The sequence below is a fragment of the Streptomyces sp. NPDC006544 genome (genome assembly GCF_040611715.1).
Lineage (GTDB): Bacteria > Actinomycetota > Actinomycetes > Streptomycetales > Streptomycetaceae > Streptomyces.
Genome location: NZ_JBEXOV010000006.1, coordinates 89,785 through 104,924, shown reverse-complemented (window position 1 = coordinate 104,924; position 15,140 = coordinate 89,785). Strand labels below are relative to the sequence as shown.

Sequence of the window (15,140 nt, the reverse complement as noted above, 5' to 3'; positions counted from 1 at the left end):
TCAGTGTGGGGTACGGCACAGCGCTGCCACGAGGGGCGTGCGAGCACTTTCTGGGTCCGGTGCGTGACCCATGGTTACCCCCTGACGAGAACCCCGATGCGGATCGGACGCATGTCCGAGAAGATCATTGCCATGTCTTCGTACGAAACGCACGTCACGGTGCGCTGCCCGGACTCGGCGGAACTGGCGCGGCTCGAAGCGTGGGCCGGGCAGCGGGAGTTGAAGGTCACGCACATCGTGCTGGCCCGGGGCCGGACGGCCTCGCAGCCGATGCTGACGCTGCCCGACCGCACGGGGTACGAGGCGCTGGTGCCCCGGCTGCGCGCGGCCGGCTTCGACCCGGTCCGGGTCAAGGTGGAGACCGTCCCGTGGACCACGGACCGGCCGGGTCCCGGCGGGGGCTACTTCGAGCACCACCTGAAGCTGCGCCTGCCCGCCGGCTACGACCGGGCCGCCCTCGAGTCCCTGGTGACGGGCCACGCGGCCCACGTCTCGTGGAACGCGCGCCGGGTCCTGCCGGGGGCCCGCCACGAACGCTTCGTGACCCAGCGCTGCCGGGGCACGGCGGCGCAGGCGACGGCGGCATGCGATGCGCTGGCCGCCGCGGTGGTGCGAGCCGGGTACGAAATCCGGTCGCAGGAGCGGGAGTTCGTCCTGTACGACAGTGACCCGTCGGTGGACGACGGGTGGATCGAGGAGGGGGACGCCCTGTGAGCGCCCAGGAGTGGAAGCCGTCGATTCCGGGCGGACCGGACGATCCCGCGGAACCGGAGACGGAGCGGACACGGCGGATGTTCCAGCCGCCCCGGACCCTGCGGACGGGCCACGGGGGCGATCCGGCCGGCGTGGCCTTCGATCCCGCGCTCAAACACTTCCACGAGGCGTACCGGCCGCTGGATCCGGTGATCCCGGAGCCGGCGGCGCGGGCGGCCTGGCGGTCGGCCCGCCGGACGGCGATGGAGGTCGCGTTGCGTGCGGTCGGGACGTCGGGCTTCGCCGACTCGCTGGTGCTGCGCGGCAGCGTGCTGATGGGCGAGTGGTTCGGCGAGGCCGCGCGGGAGCCGCACGACCTCGACTTCGTCGTGGTCCCCGCGGACCGGATGATCGAGGAGGACCGCACCGGGCGGATGCTGGACGCGATCGCGGCCGGGGCCGAGCGGCTGGCGGGGCACGGGGACCTGGCGATGCCGGCGTCGGAGGCGGTGTCGGAGTACATCTGGACGTACGAACGCGTCCCGGGGCGCAGGCTGGTCCTCCCCTGGTCCGCGCCGGGAATGCGGGGCGGTCAGGTCCAGCTGGACTTCGTCTTCAACGAGCCCCTGCCGGTCGCGCCGGAGCCCGTGCGGGTGGCGGGGGTCGGGCTGCTGGGTGCCACGCGGGAACTCTCCCTCGCCTGGAAGCTGTTGTGGCTCGCCGGGGACATGTACCCGCAGGGCAAGGACCTGTACGACGCGGTCCTGCTGGCGGAGAGCCGCGTACTTCCGTACCCGCTGCTGGTGGAGGTGTTCCGGCTCTCCGGGGAGTTCGAGGACGCCGGGGGCCACCGGCCGCCCGCACCCGGGATGTTCGAAGGGCTCGCGCGGACGGACTGGAGCCCGTTCCACGCGGAGTACCCGGGGATCGCCGGGTCCGCCGAGTCGTACGCGAACCGCCTGCTGGAAGCTCTGGCGCCCACCTTCGGTACCGGTTAGGCCGGTTCCACGCGGACCGCGCAGACCTTGAACTCCGGCATCCGCGAGACCGGGTCCAGCGCGGGGTTCGTGAGGGTGTTCGCGCGGCCCTCGCCCGGCCAGTGGAAGGGCATGAAGACCGTGTCCGCGCGGATGGTGTCGGTGATGCGGGCCGGGGCCACCGCGCGGCCCCGGCGGGAGGTGACCGCCAGCGGGGCGCCCTCGACCGCGCCGATGCGGGCGGCGAGGCGGGGGTGGAGTTCCACGAAGGGGCCGGGGGCGGCCGCGTTGAGCTCGTCCACCCGGCGGGTCTGCGCGCCCGACTGGTACTGGGCGACCACCCGCCCCGTGGTGAGGAGCAGCGGGTACTGCGCGTCCGGGACCTCGGCGGCGTCGCGGTGCGTGACGGGGACGAAGCGGGCCCGGCCGTCCTCGGTGGCGAAGCGGTCGAGGAAGAGGCGCGGGGTACCGGGGTGGGGCTGCGCGGGGCGGATCTCCCGCGGCTCCGCCTTCCCGGGGCCGCCCGCGTCCCCCGGCTCCGCCTCCGCCTCCGCGGGGACGGCATCCGCGGTGGCGGAATCCGCGGGGCAGGGCCAGAAGACGCCCTGTTCGGCCTCGATCCGGGCGTAGCTGATGCCCGAGTAGTCCGCCGGACCTCCCGCCGAGGCGCGGCGCAGTTCGTCGAAGACCTCCTCGGGCGAGGCCGGGAAGGCCTTCGACATGCCCAGCCGGGTGGCGAGGCCGTGCAGGACCTCGAGGTCGGTGCGGACGCCGGGAGGCGGGGTGAGGGCCCGGCGGCGCAGCAGGACGCGGCCCTCCAGGTTGGTGGTGGTGCCGGTCTCCTCCGCCCACTGGGTGACCGGGAGGACCACGTCCGCGAGGGCGGCGGTCTCGGACAGCACCACGTCCGCGACGGCGAGGAAGTCCAGGGAGCGGATGCGGTCCTCGATGTGGCCGGCGCGGGGGGCCGAGACCACCGGGTTCGAGCCCATCAGGAGCAGGGCCCGAACGTCCGTGCCCAGCGCGTCGAGGAGTTCGTAGGCGCTGCGGCCCGGGCCGGGGAGGTCGTCGGGGTCGATGCCCCAGACCCCGGCCACGTGGGCGCGCGCCGCCGGGTCGGTCAGCTTGCGGTAGCCGGGGAGCTGGTCGGCCTTCTGGCCGTGTTCGCGGCCGCCCTGGCCGTTGCCCTGGCCGGTGAGGCATCCGTAGCCGGAGTGCGGGCGGCCGGCCCGGCCGGTGGCGAGGCAGAGGTTGATCCAGGCGCCGACGGTGTCGGTTCCCTTGGACTGCTGCTCGGGGCCGCGCGCGGTGAGCACCATCGCGGATCGGGGGGCGCAGAACATCCCCACCGCCTCACGGAGTTTGGGCACGGGCACACCCGTGATGCGCTCGACCAGCTCCGGCCAGTGCGCCATCGCGCCCGCGCGGGCCGCCTCCCAGCCGCTGGTGCGCTCGGCGATGAACTCCTCGTCCGTGTAGCCGCCCGCCACCACCAGGTGGAGCAGGCCGAGGGCGAGCGCCAGGTCCGTGCCGGGGCGGGGGGCGAGGTGCAGGTCGGCCTGCTCGGCGGTCCGCGTGCGGCGCGGGTCCACCACGATCAGCGTGCCGCCGTTCTCGCGGAGTTCGCGGAAGAACCGCAGGGCGGGCGGCATGGTCTCGGCCGGGTTGGAGCCGACGAGGATGACGCAGCCGGTCCGGGGGATGTCCTCCAGCGGGAACGGCAGCCCCCGGTCGAGCCCGAAGGCCCGCTGGTGCGCGGCGGCGGCCGAGGACATGCAGAACCGGCCGTTGTAGTCGATCTGCGAGGTCCCGAGGGCGACCCTGGCGAACTTCCCGAGGGCGTAGGCCTTCTCGTTCGTCAGCCCGCCGCCGCCGAACACGCCGACCGCGTCGGCCCCGTGGGTGGCGCGCGTCCGAGCGAGTCCCTGGGCGACGGCGTCGAGGGCCTCCTCCCAGGTGGCCGGCTCCAGCCGCCCGGCGTGGGTGCGGACGAGCGGCTCGGTCAGGCGTACCCGGGAGGAGAGCACGGCGGGGGCGCTGCGGCCCTTGCCGCACAGCGCGCCCCGGTTCACGGGGAACCCGGCCCGCTCCTCCACCACCACGCCGCCTCCGCCCGGTTCGGGGCGGAGGTTCATCCCGCACTGCAGCGCGCAGTACGGGCAGTGCGTGGCGGTGACGGCGTCGGAGGCGGTGTCGGCCGGTGCGGCTCCCGGGGTGTGCATGCCCCTCACGATGCGGCGCGGGTGTTACGGCGGCCGCCGCCCCGCGTTACGGCCGGGGATGCTCCGCCTCAGCGCCGCCGGGCGCCGCCGGTGAGGACGGGGGCCGGGGGTGGCGACCAGGGGGCCGGGGGCCGGGAGCCGGGGTCCGGAGCCGGGGGCCGGAGCCCGTTCTACTGCTCGGTGAGGTGCTTCGCCGTGAGGCCGGCCGTCCAGCCGCCGTCCACGGCGAGTTCCGCGCCGGTCATGTAGCCGGAGGCGTCCGAGAGGAGGAAGGCGACGGCGGACGCGATCTCCTCGGGGAGGCCGACGCGGCCCATCGGGGCGCCGGGATGGTTGCCCTCGCCCGCCCGGATGCCGACCGGGGCCGTCATCGGGGTGAGCGTCATGCCGGGGTGGACGGAATTGACGCGGATCCGGGCCTCGGCGAGTTCGACCGCGCCGATCTTCGACAGTCCGCGCACGCCCCATTTCGAGGCCTCGTAGCCGGCGGTCAGGGCCAGGCCGGTGAGGCCGGCGGCGGAGGAGATGTTGACGATGGAGCCGCCGCCGCCCGCGCGCAGCAGCGGGATCGCGGTCTTGATGCCGATGAAGACGCCGACCAGGTTGATCTCGACGACCCGGCGGAAGTGCTCGACGCTCTCGTGTTCCAGGAACTGCCCGGTGGCGATGCCGGCGTTGTTGACCAGGCCGTCGATCCGGCCGAACTCGGCGACCGCGTACTCCAGCGCCGCCTCCCAGTCGGATGCGCTGGTGACGTCGTGGCGAAGGAAGCGCGCGGCCCCGCCGAGCTCGGCGGCCGTCCCCGCGCCTTCCGCCTCCAGACGGCCTTGCCGCTCAGATCCACGACCGCCACGGTTCCCCACCCCTGCCCCACACGACGGATCGGCATATGCCGAATCGGCATATCGCACCCAGCGGCGTCAGTCTGCCAGAGCGGCCAGCGCCCGCGACACCCCTTCCTCCTTGGGACCCAGGAAGCGCGGCTGCGGCTTGAAGACCGCGTCGAGCGCCGCCTTCCCCGCCGCGAAGACCTCGCGCGTACCGCCGTAGTACCAGGTCACGTCGTGCGCCTCGGCCACCCCGACCCCGTAGGCGTCCACGCCGGCGGCCCGGCACAGCGCGACCGCCCGCCGGATGTGGAAGCCCTGGCTGACCAGCACCGCCCGGTGCACCCCGAAGATCTCCCGGGCGCGGACGCAGGAGTCCCACGAGTCGAAGCCCGCGTAGTCGCTGACGATGCGGGCGTCCGGCACGCCGTGGCCCGTCAGGTACGTGCGCATCGCGTCGGGCTCGTCGTACTCGGTACGGCTGTTGTCGCCGGTGACGAGGACGACCTTGACCTTGCCCGTGCGGTAGAGCTCGGCGGCGGCGTCGAGGCGGCCGGCGAGGTACGGGGTCGGCCGGCCGTTCCACAGCCCGGCCCCGAACACCACCGCCACCTCGGCGGCGGGCGCGTCGGCGGTGGTGCGCAGCCGCGGGCCGGCCGCGGCGTGGGTCCACGCGGAAGGCAGCAGCGCCAGTACGCAGAGCGCCATCACCACCCGTACGGCCCGCCGCCGGGCCCGCACGGTCCGGGGCACCAGGGCCCGCACGGATCGCGACGCCGGGGCCCGCGCTCCCTCCGGCCGGGCTCCCGCCGAGCCCGTCAGCTCCGTCGTCTCCTTCGGCCCCGTCCCCCCGGTCGACCCCGCCGACCCAGCCGATCCGTGCGGACCCGCCGGCCCCGCAGGCCCCGCCGGCCCCGCCGGACCCGCAGGCCCCGCCGGACCCGCCGAGCCCGACGCCCCGGGCCGGACCCGCGCCGCCGCCAGCAGCCTCCGTGCCGCCCCGGGCAGACGTCGTACCCGTACCGCTCCGCGCATCCTTCGTACCCCCTGTTGGTTCCGTCGACTACGGACGCGCGTACGGCCTCCGTGGTTTCCGGACCCGCGGTCTCCCCTTTCCCGGCACCGCCGACTCCCGGCTCCGCCATCTCCCCCGCGACCGGCCCCCGCGGCCCGGGGGCCCGCGCCCCCGGCCCACCCTCGCGTCCACCCCCCTGTGAGCAGCCGGAAAACACCTGTCACCCCGGCGCAACGCGTCGGCAACCTGCGGCGCGCAGGATCGGTTCATGACGGAGCCTGCGCATCCCCGGTCCCCGCACCTCACGCCCCGCCCTCCTCTTCCGCCGTCCACCACGGCGGAATTGCTGACCCGGATCACCGCCCAGCTCGGCACGCAGCTCAGCGGCCTGCGCCCCCGACACCAGGGAGTCCCCCCATGCAGCCCACCCTCGTCGCCGTGGCCCACGGCAGCCGTGACCCGCGCGCCCTCCACACCGTCGAGGCCCTGCTCGAACGCGTCCGCGAACTCCGCCCCCGCCTCCGCGTCCGGCTCGGGCACGTCGAGCTGAACCACCCGCTGCTGGATCACACCCTCGAGCAGGCCACCGGAGCCGCCGTGCTCGTACCGCTGCTGCTGGGACGCGGCACCCACGTCAAGCGGGACCTGCCGGCCGCCGCCGCCCGCGCCGGACACCTGCGGACCCGGATCGCCGCGCCCCTCGGTCCCCATCCGCTGCTCATCGAAGCCCTGTACGGGCGGCTCGTGGAGGCCGGCTGGACCGCCGGGTCGGCGGTGGTGCTGGCGGCCGCCGGATCCCGCGACCCCGACTCCGCCGCCGACACGCGGGCCACCGCCGCCCTGCTGTCCGAACGGCTCGGCGGGGTGCCCGTGACGGCCGCCTACGCCTCGGCCGCGGCGCCCACCGTGCCCGACGCCGTACGGGCCCTGACCGCGCGCGGCTGCCACCGGGTCGCGGTGGCCTCGTACTTCGCCGCCCCCGGGCGCTTCGCCTCCGCGAGCGCCGCCGCCGCGCCGGGGCCGGCCGCCGCCCCCCTCGGCGCGCATCCGGCGCTGGCCCGGCTGGTGCTGCACCGCTACGACGAAGCCGTCGCGGGCCTCGCCGCCCGGGCCGCCGCGGAACAGGGCGCCGCCGGACCGGGCTCCGCCCGGCAGGACGTCGCGTACGGCGGGCACCTGGAACTGGCCACGGCCTAGAACCGCGCCGGGAGCCGTGCGGGGCCGGATCGCTCGGATCGCCCGTCTTGTCGGCGGTTCCGGTTAACGTCGGGGCATGGAAGGCTTGGAAGGCACCACCACGTCCGCTCGTCCGCCCTACGATCCCGCCGATACCGAGCGCTGGGCCGTGGAGCCCGACAAACGGCCGGGCCGGACCGCCTTCCAGCGCGACCGCGCCCGCGTGCTGCACTCCGCCGCCCTGCGCCGCCTCGCCGGGAAGACCCAGGTGGTCACCCCCGGCACGCGTTCGTACGACTGGGACGCGAGCCCCCGTACGCGCCTGACGCACTCCCTGGAGTGCGCCCAGGTCGGCCGCGAGCTCGGCGCCGCGCTCGGCTGCGACCCCGACCTGGTCGAGGCGGCCTGCCTCTCCCACGACATGGGACACCCGCCTTTCGGCCACAACGGCGAAGAGGCGCTCAACGAGTTCGCCAAGGACTGCGGCGGCTTCGAGGGCAACGCCCAGTCGCTGCGCCTGCTGACCCGGCTGGAGCCCAAGCGCTTCGTCCCCGACCCGGCCACCGGCGAACTGGTCAGCGTCGGGCTGAACCTCACCCGGGCCTGCCTGGACGCCGCCACCAAGTACCCCTGGGCGCGCGGGGACCACCCCACCGACCCGGGCTCGGTGAAGTTCGGTGCGTACGAGGACGACCTGCCGGTCTTCGACTGGCTGCGCCGCGGCGCGCCCGCCGACCGCAAGTGCTTCGAGGCGCAGGTCATGGACTGGGCCGACGACGTGGCGTACTCCGTCCACGACTTCGAGGACGGCCTGCACGCCGGACACCTCGACCCGAACCTGCTGTTCGCCGAGCCCGAGCGCACCGCGATCTGGCGGGTGGCGATCGGCCGGTACGTACCGGCCGACACCGAGCCGGAGGAACTGCGCGAAGCCCTGGACCGGCTGATGGAGCAGGACTGGTGGCCGCACGGGTACGACGGCTCGGCCGTGGCCCAGGCCCGGCTGAAGGACGCCACCAGCCAGCTGATCGGCCGCTTCTGCCTGGCCGCCGAGAGCGCGACCCGGCAGGCCTACGGCACCGGCCGGCTCACCCGCTACGCGGCGGAGCTCGTGGTCCCGCGCGAGGCCCGCAACGAGTGCGCCGTCCTCAAGGCGGTGGCCGACCTGTACGTCATGCAGCGCGACGAGCAGGAACGGATCCGAGCCGATCAGCGCATCGTCCTCGCCGAGCTCGCGCAGGCGCTGAGCGCCCGCGCGCCCGAGGGTCTGGACCCGCAGTTCCGGGCGATCTTCGACGCCGCGCCGGACGACCGGGCCCGCAAACGCGCGGTCGTCGACCAGATCGCGGCGCTCACGGACGCCGCCGCGCGCTCCCTGCACGCCCGCCTCACGCGTCGCACACGACGCGCCGAAGGGTGAGCCGATCGGGCCACTCCCCCTTCACGCGGCAGGCTCAGTGCGGGACGCTCGCATGTGGTCGCATGTGGCGGAGAGGTTATGAGGAGGCATCAGGTGGTCGACGCACACCGGACATTCGTCATCGTCGGCGCAGGGCTCGCCGGGGCTAAGGCGGCCGAGGCGCTGAGGTCCGAGGGGTTCACGGGGCGGGTGATCCTCATCGGCGACGAGCGCGACCATCCCTACGAGCGTCCCCCGCTCTCCAAGGGATACCTGGCGGGCAAGGAGGAGCGCGAGAGCGTCTTCGTCCACGAGCCCTCCTGGTACGCGGCCTCCGACATCGAGCTGCACCTCGGCCAGCCGGCGGTCCAGCTCGACCGGGAGGCCAAGAAGGTGGTCCTCGGCGACGGCACGGCCCTGCCCTACGACAAGCTGCTGCTGGCCACCGGCGCCGAGCCGCGCCGGCTGGACATCCCGGGCACCGAGCTGGTCGGGGTGCACCACCTGCGGCGCCTCGCGCACGCCGAGCGGCTGCGCAAGACGCTGGCCGGCCTGGGCCGGGACAACGGGCACCTGCTGATCGCGGGCGCCGGCTGGATCGGCCTGGAGGTCGCCGCGGCGGCCCGTGGGTACGGGGCCGAGGTCACGGTCATCGAGCCGGAGGCGACCCCGCTGCACGCGGTGCTCGGTCCGGAGATCGGCCGGCTCTTCGCCGACCTGCACGCCGAGCACGGCGTCCGCTTCCACTTCGGGGCCCGGCTGACGGAGATCGTCGGGCACGACGGCATGGTGCTGGCGGCCCGGACGGCCGACGGGGAGGAGCACCCGGCGCACGCGGTCCTCGCCGCGATCGGCGCCGCGCCGCGCACCGCGCTCGCGGAGACCTCGGGCCTGGCCCTGGTGGACCGGGAGCACGGCGGCGGCATCGCCGTGGACGCCTCGCTGCGCACCTCCGACCCGGACGTGTTCGCGGTCGGGGACGTGGCCGCCGCGCACCATCCGGTGCTCGGGACCCGGCTGCGGGTCGAGCACTGGGCGAACGCCCTCAACGGAGGTCCGGCCGCCGCGCGGGCGATGCTGGGGCAGGAGGTCTCGTACGACCGGGTGCCGTACTTCTTCTCGGACCAGTACGACGTGGGTCTGGAGTACTCGGGGTACGCACCGGCGGGCGGTTACGACCAGGTGCTGATCCGCGGGGACGCGGGCAAGCGGGAGTTCATCGCCTTCTGGCTGTCGGAGGGGCGGGTCCTGGCCGGAATGAACGTGAACGTGTGGGACGTCACCGAGCACATCCAGGCGCTGATCAGGTCGAAGGCGCCCGTCGACCGCGAGAAACTGGCAGACCCGACGGTTCCGCTTTCCGCCCTGGTGCCCTCGGGGGTGGCCTGACGGCGGGCCGGCGCAGGGCCGTCCGGGGGCCTGACGGGACTGTCGGTCCGCGGCCGTAGACTGACGCGTGTGGCAGGACGGATCAACGACGACGACGTGAAGGCGGTACGGGACGCGGTCCCGATCGACGCCGTGGTCTCCGACTACCTCCAATTGCGCAACGCGGGCGGCGGCAACCTCAAGGGCCTCTGCCCCTTCCACGACGAGAAGTCCCCGTCCTTCCAGGTCAGCCCCAGCAAGGGTCTCTACCACTGCTTCGGCTGCCAGGCGGGCGGGGACACCCTCGACTTCGTGATGAAGATCGACCACCTCTCCTTCTCCGAGGCGGTCGAGCGGCTCGCCGGCCTGGCCGGCATCACCCTGCGGTACGAAGAAGGCGGCTACACCGCCGGCACCAGCGGCCGCGGCGAGCGCATCCGGCTGGTCGAGGCCCACAAGGCCGCCGCCGAGTTCTACCAGGACCAGCTGGGCAGCGCCGAGGCCGAGATCGGCCGCAAGTTCCTGGCCGAGCGCGGCTTCGACCAGGCCGCCGCCGCGCACTTCAGCGTCGGCTACAGCCCGGCCGGCTGGGACCACCTGACCCGGTTCCTGCGCGGCAAGGGCTTCAGCGACAAGGAACTGATCACCTCCGGCCTGGCCCAGGACAGCCGCAGCGGCAAGCCCATCGACCGCTTCCGCGGCCGCCTGATGTGGCCCATCCGCGACATCAGCGGCGAGGTCGTGGGCTTCGGCGCGCGCAAGCTGCGCGAGGACGACAACGGCCCCAAGTACCTGAACACGCCCGAGACCTCGATCTACAAGAAGTCCCAGGTGCTCTACGGCATCGACCTGGCCAAGAAGGAGATCGCCCGCACCTCCCGGGCCGTCGTCGTCGAGGGCTACACCGATGTGATGGCCTGCCACGTGGCCGGGGTCACGACCGCGATCGCCACCTGTGGCACCGCCTTCGGCGGGGACCACATCAAGATCCTGCGGCGCCTGCTCATGGACAACGCGACCGCAGAGGTGATCTTCACCTTCGACGGGGACGCCGCCGGCCAGAAGGCCGCGCTGCGCGCCTTCGAGGACGACCAGAAGTTCGCCGCGGAAACCTCCATCACCATCGCCCCGGGCGGCATGGACCCCTGCGACCTGCGCCTCGCGCACGGCGACGCGGCCGTGGCCGGGCTGGTCGAGGCCCGCACCCCGCTGTTCGAGTTCGCGCTGCGGCACATCGTGGCCCGGCACAACCTGGAGAACCCGGCGGGGCGCGCCGCCGCGCTGGACGAGGCCGCCCCCGTCGTCGCCAACATCAAGAACATCGCCATCCAGCACGAGTCGGCGGTCCAGCTGGCCGGCATGCTCGGCATCCGCGACGAGCAGTTCGTGGTCAAGCGGGTCGCGCAGGTCGCCCGCTGGGCGCGCGACCGCGGCGGCCAGGGGCCCGGCGGCGGACAGCAGCAGGGCCGCGGCCGGTCCTCCTACGAGGCCGCGCCCGGGCCCGCCGCGGCCCCGGCGGGCGGTCCCGCGCTGAACCTGCGCAGCCCCGCCCACCGCACGGAGCGCGAGTTGCTCAAGCTGGCCCTCCAACGGCCGGCGCTGGTCTCCCCCGCCTTCGACGCGTACGGGATCGACGAGTTCACCGCCCCGCCCTACGCGGCCGTCCGCCAGGCCGTCCAGGACGCCGGCGGGGCCTCGCTCGGCACCGAGGACTATCTGACGCGGGTCCGCGAGGCCGCGCCGAACGACACCGTCCGCGCGCTGGTCACCGAGCTCGCGGTCGAGGCCATCCACGCCAAGACGGTCGACGAGATCTACGCCGGGGTCCAGCTGGTCCAGGTCCGGCTGCGCGCCGTCGACCGCCGGGTCCAGGAGGTCCAGGGCACGATGGCCCGCCTCGGCCCCCAGACCCCGCCGGAACAGCTGGCCGCGGTCCAGGAGGAACTGTGGGTCCTCCAGCAGTACGGGCAGCGGCTGCGCAACCGGGGCGCGGAAGGCCTGTAGCGCCGGGCCCCCGGCGTCGGTCGTGACGAGGACCTACGGGAGCCGGCGGCGCAGCCAGTCCCCGCCGGGGATCTCCGTTCCGGAGCTCGCGAGGCGGCGGGCCAGGAGCGGGGCGGCGAGGTAGACCCAGGCGCGGACCGGGGTGCCGTCGGGGCGCAGGGTCTCGCGGGCGGTGCGGTCGTAGACGTTGCCGGGATGCCCGGGGCCCTCGTACTCCTCCAGCAGGTCGAGCGCGACGAGGAGTTCACCGTAGGCCCCCGGGGCCGGGACGATCAGCTCCCCCGCTATGGCGGAGCCGGGGCGGTCCACGGCGTACGGGTAGCCGGGGCCGTCGTAGAGCGCCGCGTCCGGGAGGCGGGCGAGCTCCTCGGCGGCGGTGCGGCCCCGCAGGAACAGGTCGTGGTTGACCTCGCCCGGCCGCAGGGTCCCGTAGACGAAGAACGGAAGCTCCTGCGGCTCCCCCGGATCCGGTGCGGAACTCACCCTTCCGCCCCGCTGCTCCGGCCGGTCGACCCACGCCATACGGCCCTCCCTCTGCTCGCACCGGGCGGTCCGCCGCGGCTCGGCGTGGCCGAACGTCCCCGTTCCGGCCGCGCAAGCCCCCGTACGCACCGCTGTCGCACCCTTCGCGACGCCGGTGACCGAACCGACGCCGTCCACCGCCAGTCTGCCTCCTCCGCCGACCGCTCCCGTACCGCCCTCCCGCCGCACCGTGGGCGACTGCGGCGGGCGGCCCTGCGAGAGCGGCCCCGTCGGCGTTCACCCGGACGGGGTGGGGGCCCTCGGATGGCCGCGTCATAGCGTTTGACCTGCCGAAACGGCACGCTCACCGGCGTCAGGGGCCGCATCTGACACCGCATCAGCAGGCGGCCGCCGTACCGCCCGGGTTACCTCGGAAACACGACCCCGTGTCCACAGGAGACCCCCCATGCGTCGACGCACCGCCCACGTGCTCACCGCCACCGCGCTGACCGCCGTCGCGTTCACCGGCCCGGTGGCCGGCGCCGTGGCCGCCGCGGACCTCGGCATGGCGGGCTTCGCGGCCGGTGACTTCGCCCCGCTGGAGGTCTGGCCCAAGTCCGCCGCCCCCGGCACCACCATCACGGTGAACACGGGGGCCTGCGGCAGCGGCAGTCACGCCGAGGGCGACGCGTCCACCGTCGGCGGCGGCCGCTTCAAGCTGACCCCGGGGCCCCACAAGGAGAGGGTCGTGGGGCAGTTCCAGATCGCCCACGGCGTCCACCCCGGCACCTACGACATCGGCGCCACCTGCGCGAACGGCAAGTTCGCCACCGGCGACCTGATCGTCACCGAACACGACCGCGGCCCGCAGGGCCACGTGCGAACCGGGGTCGGCGGTGGCACGACCACCACCGCCGACCCCGCCAAGATCGCGGCGGGAGCGGCCGTGCTGGCCGCTGCCGCCGTCGGCGGTACCTGGCTCCTGCGTCGCCGGGCGAGCGGCACGCGGAGCTGACGGACGCCCACCGCGGCTCCGGCCGTGGTCCGACCGGTACCGTCCCCCGTCGCCCGCCCCGCGAGGTCCCCCCCGTTCGCGGGGCCGGGCGACGGCCACCCACCACGAAGGCAGCGGCAACAGCAACGACAGCGCGACGGCAAGGGGGCCTCGCATGGGCATGGACGCAAGCCTGGCCCGCCGCGGCGGGCTCGTCGCGCTCGCCGCGTGCATCGGCGTCTGGCTCGTCGGCAGCGGTTCCAGTGAGCCGGTCCGGCCGCCGCTGCCCTCCCCCGGCGAGGCGCTGAGCGCCCAGGCCCAGTACCCCGGGGCCATCGCGGCGCTCCCCGGGTCCCCGCCCACCCGCATCCGGATCCCCTCGATCCGGGTGGACGCCCCGCTGACCGGGCTGGGCCTGCAGGCCGACGGCAGCCTGGAGGTGCCGCCGCCCGCCCGCCGGGACCTGGCGGGCTGGTACCGCGACGGGACCACCCCGGGCGCCACCGGCACCGCGGTCGTCGCCGGTCACGTGGACGACGCCACCGGCCCGGCGGTCTTCTACCACCTCGGAGCGCTGCACCGCGGCGCCCTGATCGAGATCGCACGCGAGGACGGCAGTACGGCCGTGTTCACGGTCCACGCGGTCGAGGTCTACGACGCCAAGGCCTTCCCCGACTCCCGCGTGTACGGCACCGCGCCGCGCGCCGAGCTCCGCGTCATCACCTGCGGCGGGGGCTTCTCCCCGCGCACCGGCTACCGGGGCAACGTGGTCGTCTTCGCCCATCTCACGGGCACGTTCTGACCGCTCCCGCCGTCGAGCGGTGACCGGGAGGACAGCCGGTCAGGTCCGCGGACCGGCCGATCAGGAAGGGCAGAAGCCCCAGCGGATCGGGGCGGGCTCCCGTGCTCGCAGACATTCGGTGTCGTTTCTCTACCAGACGGCCCTGCCAGGTCCTAGATTTCGGTCGTGTGGCTCTCGAGCAGAATCATCGTCCCGGGCCTCGCCCTGCTTTTGGCCGGCATCACCGTCATGGGGATCGCCGCCGCGATCCGGGAGCACCTCCAGGACCGATGGCCGTCGGCGGCACGCAGGCGTGAGCTGGCGGGAGTGCGAGAGGAACGTTGGCTGAGGCAGCTGAGGCAGCTGCGACGGCAACGGGAGCACGAGCAGCAGCAGAAGCTGTTGGAGATGCGGGCCACCGCGTCGGTCGAGACTGAGCGCGCGGAGCAGGCCGAACGCGATGCACGCATCCGCGCCGGTACGGAGCCCGGCTACGCGACCGTGCGCCGCTGGCGCGTGCTGGCCTTCTTCCTGCGCCGGATCGATCAAGGGCTCGCCTCGGCACGACACGATGACGGCTGGCTTCCTCTCCCCTCGCGCGACGACAGGGTGAAGGAGGTAAGGGAACATCTAAATGTGGGGCGGTGGCGGTCACGGCACGAAGCCCCTCTGGGGTTACTGGAGTTCGATCCGCTCGACGACGTCCCGCTGTCCTGGCTGGAGGTCGAGGACGCCGTGGAGACCGCCAGGGACAAAGAGCTGATCGAGATCTGCAATTCCGGGAAGCTGCGGCTGACCACCAAGGGGCGGCGCTGCCTCGACGAGCACGGAGGGGACTGGAGAGACATGAGCAACGAGAACCACAGCGTCAACATCAACAGTGTCCACGGACAGGTGCAGACCGGCCCGGGGGCCACGATGCACGGCGACGTCCACATCACGCGCCCCATGGCCTCACCCGCCGAACTCACCGAGGTGGCCGAACTGGCGCAATTCGTCCTGCGGCTCACCCGGCAGGAGAGCAGCAACCTCCCCGAACGCGCACAGGCACGCGTCCAACGTGACGCGGACGAGGTGGAGGAGGAGTTGCAACTGCCCCCCGGCCAGCGCGAGACCGGCCGCGTCCGCACCGCACTGGAAAGAATCACGGAAGCCCTGCCCGGTGTCACGGCGCTGACCACGGCGACCAGCGACCTCATCTCCCGTCTGTAGCCGTCACACG

13 protein-coding genes are annotated in these 15,140 nt (G+C 74.2%); 9 read left to right on the top strand and 4 right to left on the bottom strand.

The window, feature by feature from the left end; genetic code table 11:
- The first annotated feature begins 132 nt into the window (after positions 1 to 132).
- Together ABZY44_RS04880 and ABZY44_RS04875 are read left to right on the top strand one after the other, a co-directional pair.
- The gene (locus ABZY44_RS04880) at positions 133 to 714 is read left to right on the top strand and encodes a hypothetical protein (RefSeq protein WP_356650163.1); all 582 of its coding nucleotides are present in this window, start codon (positions 133 to 135) and stop codon (positions 712 to 714) included.
- Complete coding sequence (locus tag ABZY44_RS04875) at positions 711 to 1,691, top strand: nucleotidyl transferase AbiEii/AbiGii toxin family protein (RefSeq protein WP_356650162.1); 981 nt, start codon at positions 711 to 713, stop codon at positions 1,689 to 1,691. Before ABZY44_RS04880 ends, ABZY44_RS04875 begins: the two co-directional genes overlap by 4 nt.
- On the opposite strand, the gene ABZY44_RS04870 is transcribed toward ABZY44_RS04875, so the two are convergent.
- From ABZY44_RS04870 to ABZY44_RS04860, 3 genes are all read right to left on the bottom strand, one after another.
- Entirely contained in the window at positions 1,688 to 3,892 is a 2,205-nt protein-coding gene (locus tag ABZY44_RS04870) for a molybdopterin oxidoreductase family protein (RefSeq protein WP_356650161.1), read from the bottom strand. The two genes, ABZY44_RS04875 and ABZY44_RS04870, sit on opposite strands and share 4 nt — an antisense overlap.
- Before the next feature lie 170 nt (positions 3,893 to 4,062).
- Positions 4,063 to 4,755, bottom strand: coding sequence for an SDR family oxidoreductase (locus tag ABZY44_RS04865; protein ID WP_356650160.1), 693 nt, complete (start codon positions 4,753 to 4,755; stop codon positions 4,063 to 4,065).
- A gap of 57 nt (positions 4,756 to 4,812) precedes the next feature.
- Entirely contained in the window at positions 4,813 to 5,427 is a 615-nt protein-coding gene (locus tag ABZY44_RS04860; protein ID WP_356650218.1) for an ElyC/SanA/YdcF family protein, read from the bottom strand.
- A gap of 724 nt (positions 5,428 to 6,151) precedes the next feature.
- On the opposite strand from ABZY44_RS04860, the gene ABZY44_RS04855 reads away from it, so the two are divergent.
- From ABZY44_RS04855 to dnaG, 4 genes are all read left to right on the top strand, one after another.
- The gene (locus ABZY44_RS04855; protein ID WP_356650159.1) at positions 6,152 to 6,931 is read left to right on the top strand and encodes a CbiX/SirB N-terminal domain-containing protein; all 780 of its coding nucleotides are present in this window, start codon (positions 6,152 to 6,154) and stop codon (positions 6,929 to 6,931) included.
- A gap of 76 nt (positions 6,932 to 7,007) precedes the next feature.
- Positions 7,008 to 8,330 carry a deoxyguanosinetriphosphate triphosphohydrolase gene (locus tag ABZY44_RS04850; RefSeq protein ID WP_356650158.1) on the top strand — a complete coding sequence of 441 codons (1,323 nt, stop codon included), beginning with the start codon at positions 7,008 to 7,010 and terminating at the stop codon, positions 8,328 to 8,330.
- Positions 8,331 to 8,423: 93 nt separating this feature from the next.
- On the top strand, positions 8,424 to 9,698 hold the full coding sequence (locus ABZY44_RS04845) for an FAD-dependent oxidoreductase (protein ID WP_356650157.1): 1,275 nt from the start codon (positions 8,424 to 8,426) through the stop codon (positions 9,696 to 9,698).
- Between the two features lie 69 nt (positions 9,699 to 9,767).
- Positions 9,768 to 11,681, top strand: a complete 1,914-nt coding sequence (dnaG, locus tag ABZY44_RS04840) for a DNA primase (protein ID WP_356650156.1) — start codon at positions 9,768 to 9,770, stop codon at positions 11,679 to 11,681.
- Positions 11,682 to 11,714: 33 nt separating this feature from the next.
- Here the strand turns inward: dnaG and ABZY44_RS04835 are convergent, their stop codons facing one another.
- Positions 11,715 to 12,203, bottom strand: coding sequence for a gamma-glutamylcyclotransferase family protein (locus tag ABZY44_RS04835; RefSeq protein ID WP_356650155.1), 489 nt, complete (start codon positions 12,201 to 12,203; stop codon positions 11,715 to 11,717).
- A 406-nt stretch (positions 12,204 to 12,609) separates the two neighbouring features.
- Here ABZY44_RS04835 and ABZY44_RS04830 point away from each other — a divergent pair, with 406 nt between their 5' ends.
- The 3 genes from ABZY44_RS04830 to ABZY44_RS04820 all read left to right on the top strand — a co-directional run bounded on the left by ABZY44_RS04830 (position 12,610) and on the right by ABZY44_RS04820 (position 15,130).
- On the top strand, positions 12,610 to 13,158 hold the full coding sequence (locus tag ABZY44_RS04830; protein ID WP_356650154.1) for a hypothetical protein: 549 nt from the start codon (positions 12,610 to 12,612) through the stop codon (positions 13,156 to 13,158).
- 160 nt (positions 13,159 to 13,318) lie between these two features.
- Positions 13,319 to 13,939, top strand: a complete 621-nt coding sequence (locus ABZY44_RS04825) for a class F sortase (protein ID WP_356650217.1) — start codon at positions 13,319 to 13,321, stop codon at positions 13,937 to 13,939.
- A 165-nt stretch (positions 13,940 to 14,104) separates the two neighbouring features.
- Positions 14,105 to 15,130, top strand: a complete 1,026-nt coding sequence (locus ABZY44_RS04820; RefSeq protein ID WP_356650153.1) for a hypothetical protein — start codon at positions 14,105 to 14,107, stop codon at positions 15,128 to 15,130.
- The last annotated feature ends 10 nt before the right edge of the window (positions 15,131 to 15,140 follow it).

Bases quoted from the DNA above. Each gene is read 5' to 3' on its own strand.
- ABZY44_RS04880 (WP_356650163.1), top strand. From the start codon at position 133: ATGTCTTCGTACGAAACGCACGTCACGGTGCGCTGCCCGGACTCGGCG.
- ABZY44_RS04825 (WP_356650217.1), top strand. From the start codon at position 13,319: ATGGACGCAAGCCTGGCCCGCCGCGGCGGGCTCGTCGCGCTCGCCGCG.
- ABZY44_RS04830 (WP_356650154.1), top strand. From the start codon at position 12,610: ATGCGTCGACGCACCGCCCACGTGCTCACCGCCACCGCGCTGACCGCC.
- ABZY44_RS04870 (WP_356650161.1), bottom strand. From the start codon at position 3,892: ATGCACACCCCGGGAGCCGCACCGGCCGACACCGCCTCCGACGCCGTC.
- ABZY44_RS04855 (WP_356650159.1), top strand. From the start codon at position 6,152: ATGCAGCCCACCCTCGTCGCCGTGGCCCACGGCAGCCGTGACCCGCGC.
- ABZY44_RS04835 (WP_356650155.1), bottom strand. From the start codon at position 12,203: ATGGCGTGGGTCGACCGGCCGGAGCAGCGGGGCGGAAGGGTGAGTTCC.
- ABZY44_RS04860 (WP_356650218.1), bottom strand. From the start codon at position 5,427: ATGGCGCTCTGCGTACTGGCGCTGCTGCCTTCCGCGTGGACCCACGCC.
- ABZY44_RS04850 (WP_356650158.1), top strand. From the start codon at position 7,008: ATGGAAGGCTTGGAAGGCACCACCACGTCCGCTCGTCCGCCCTACGAT.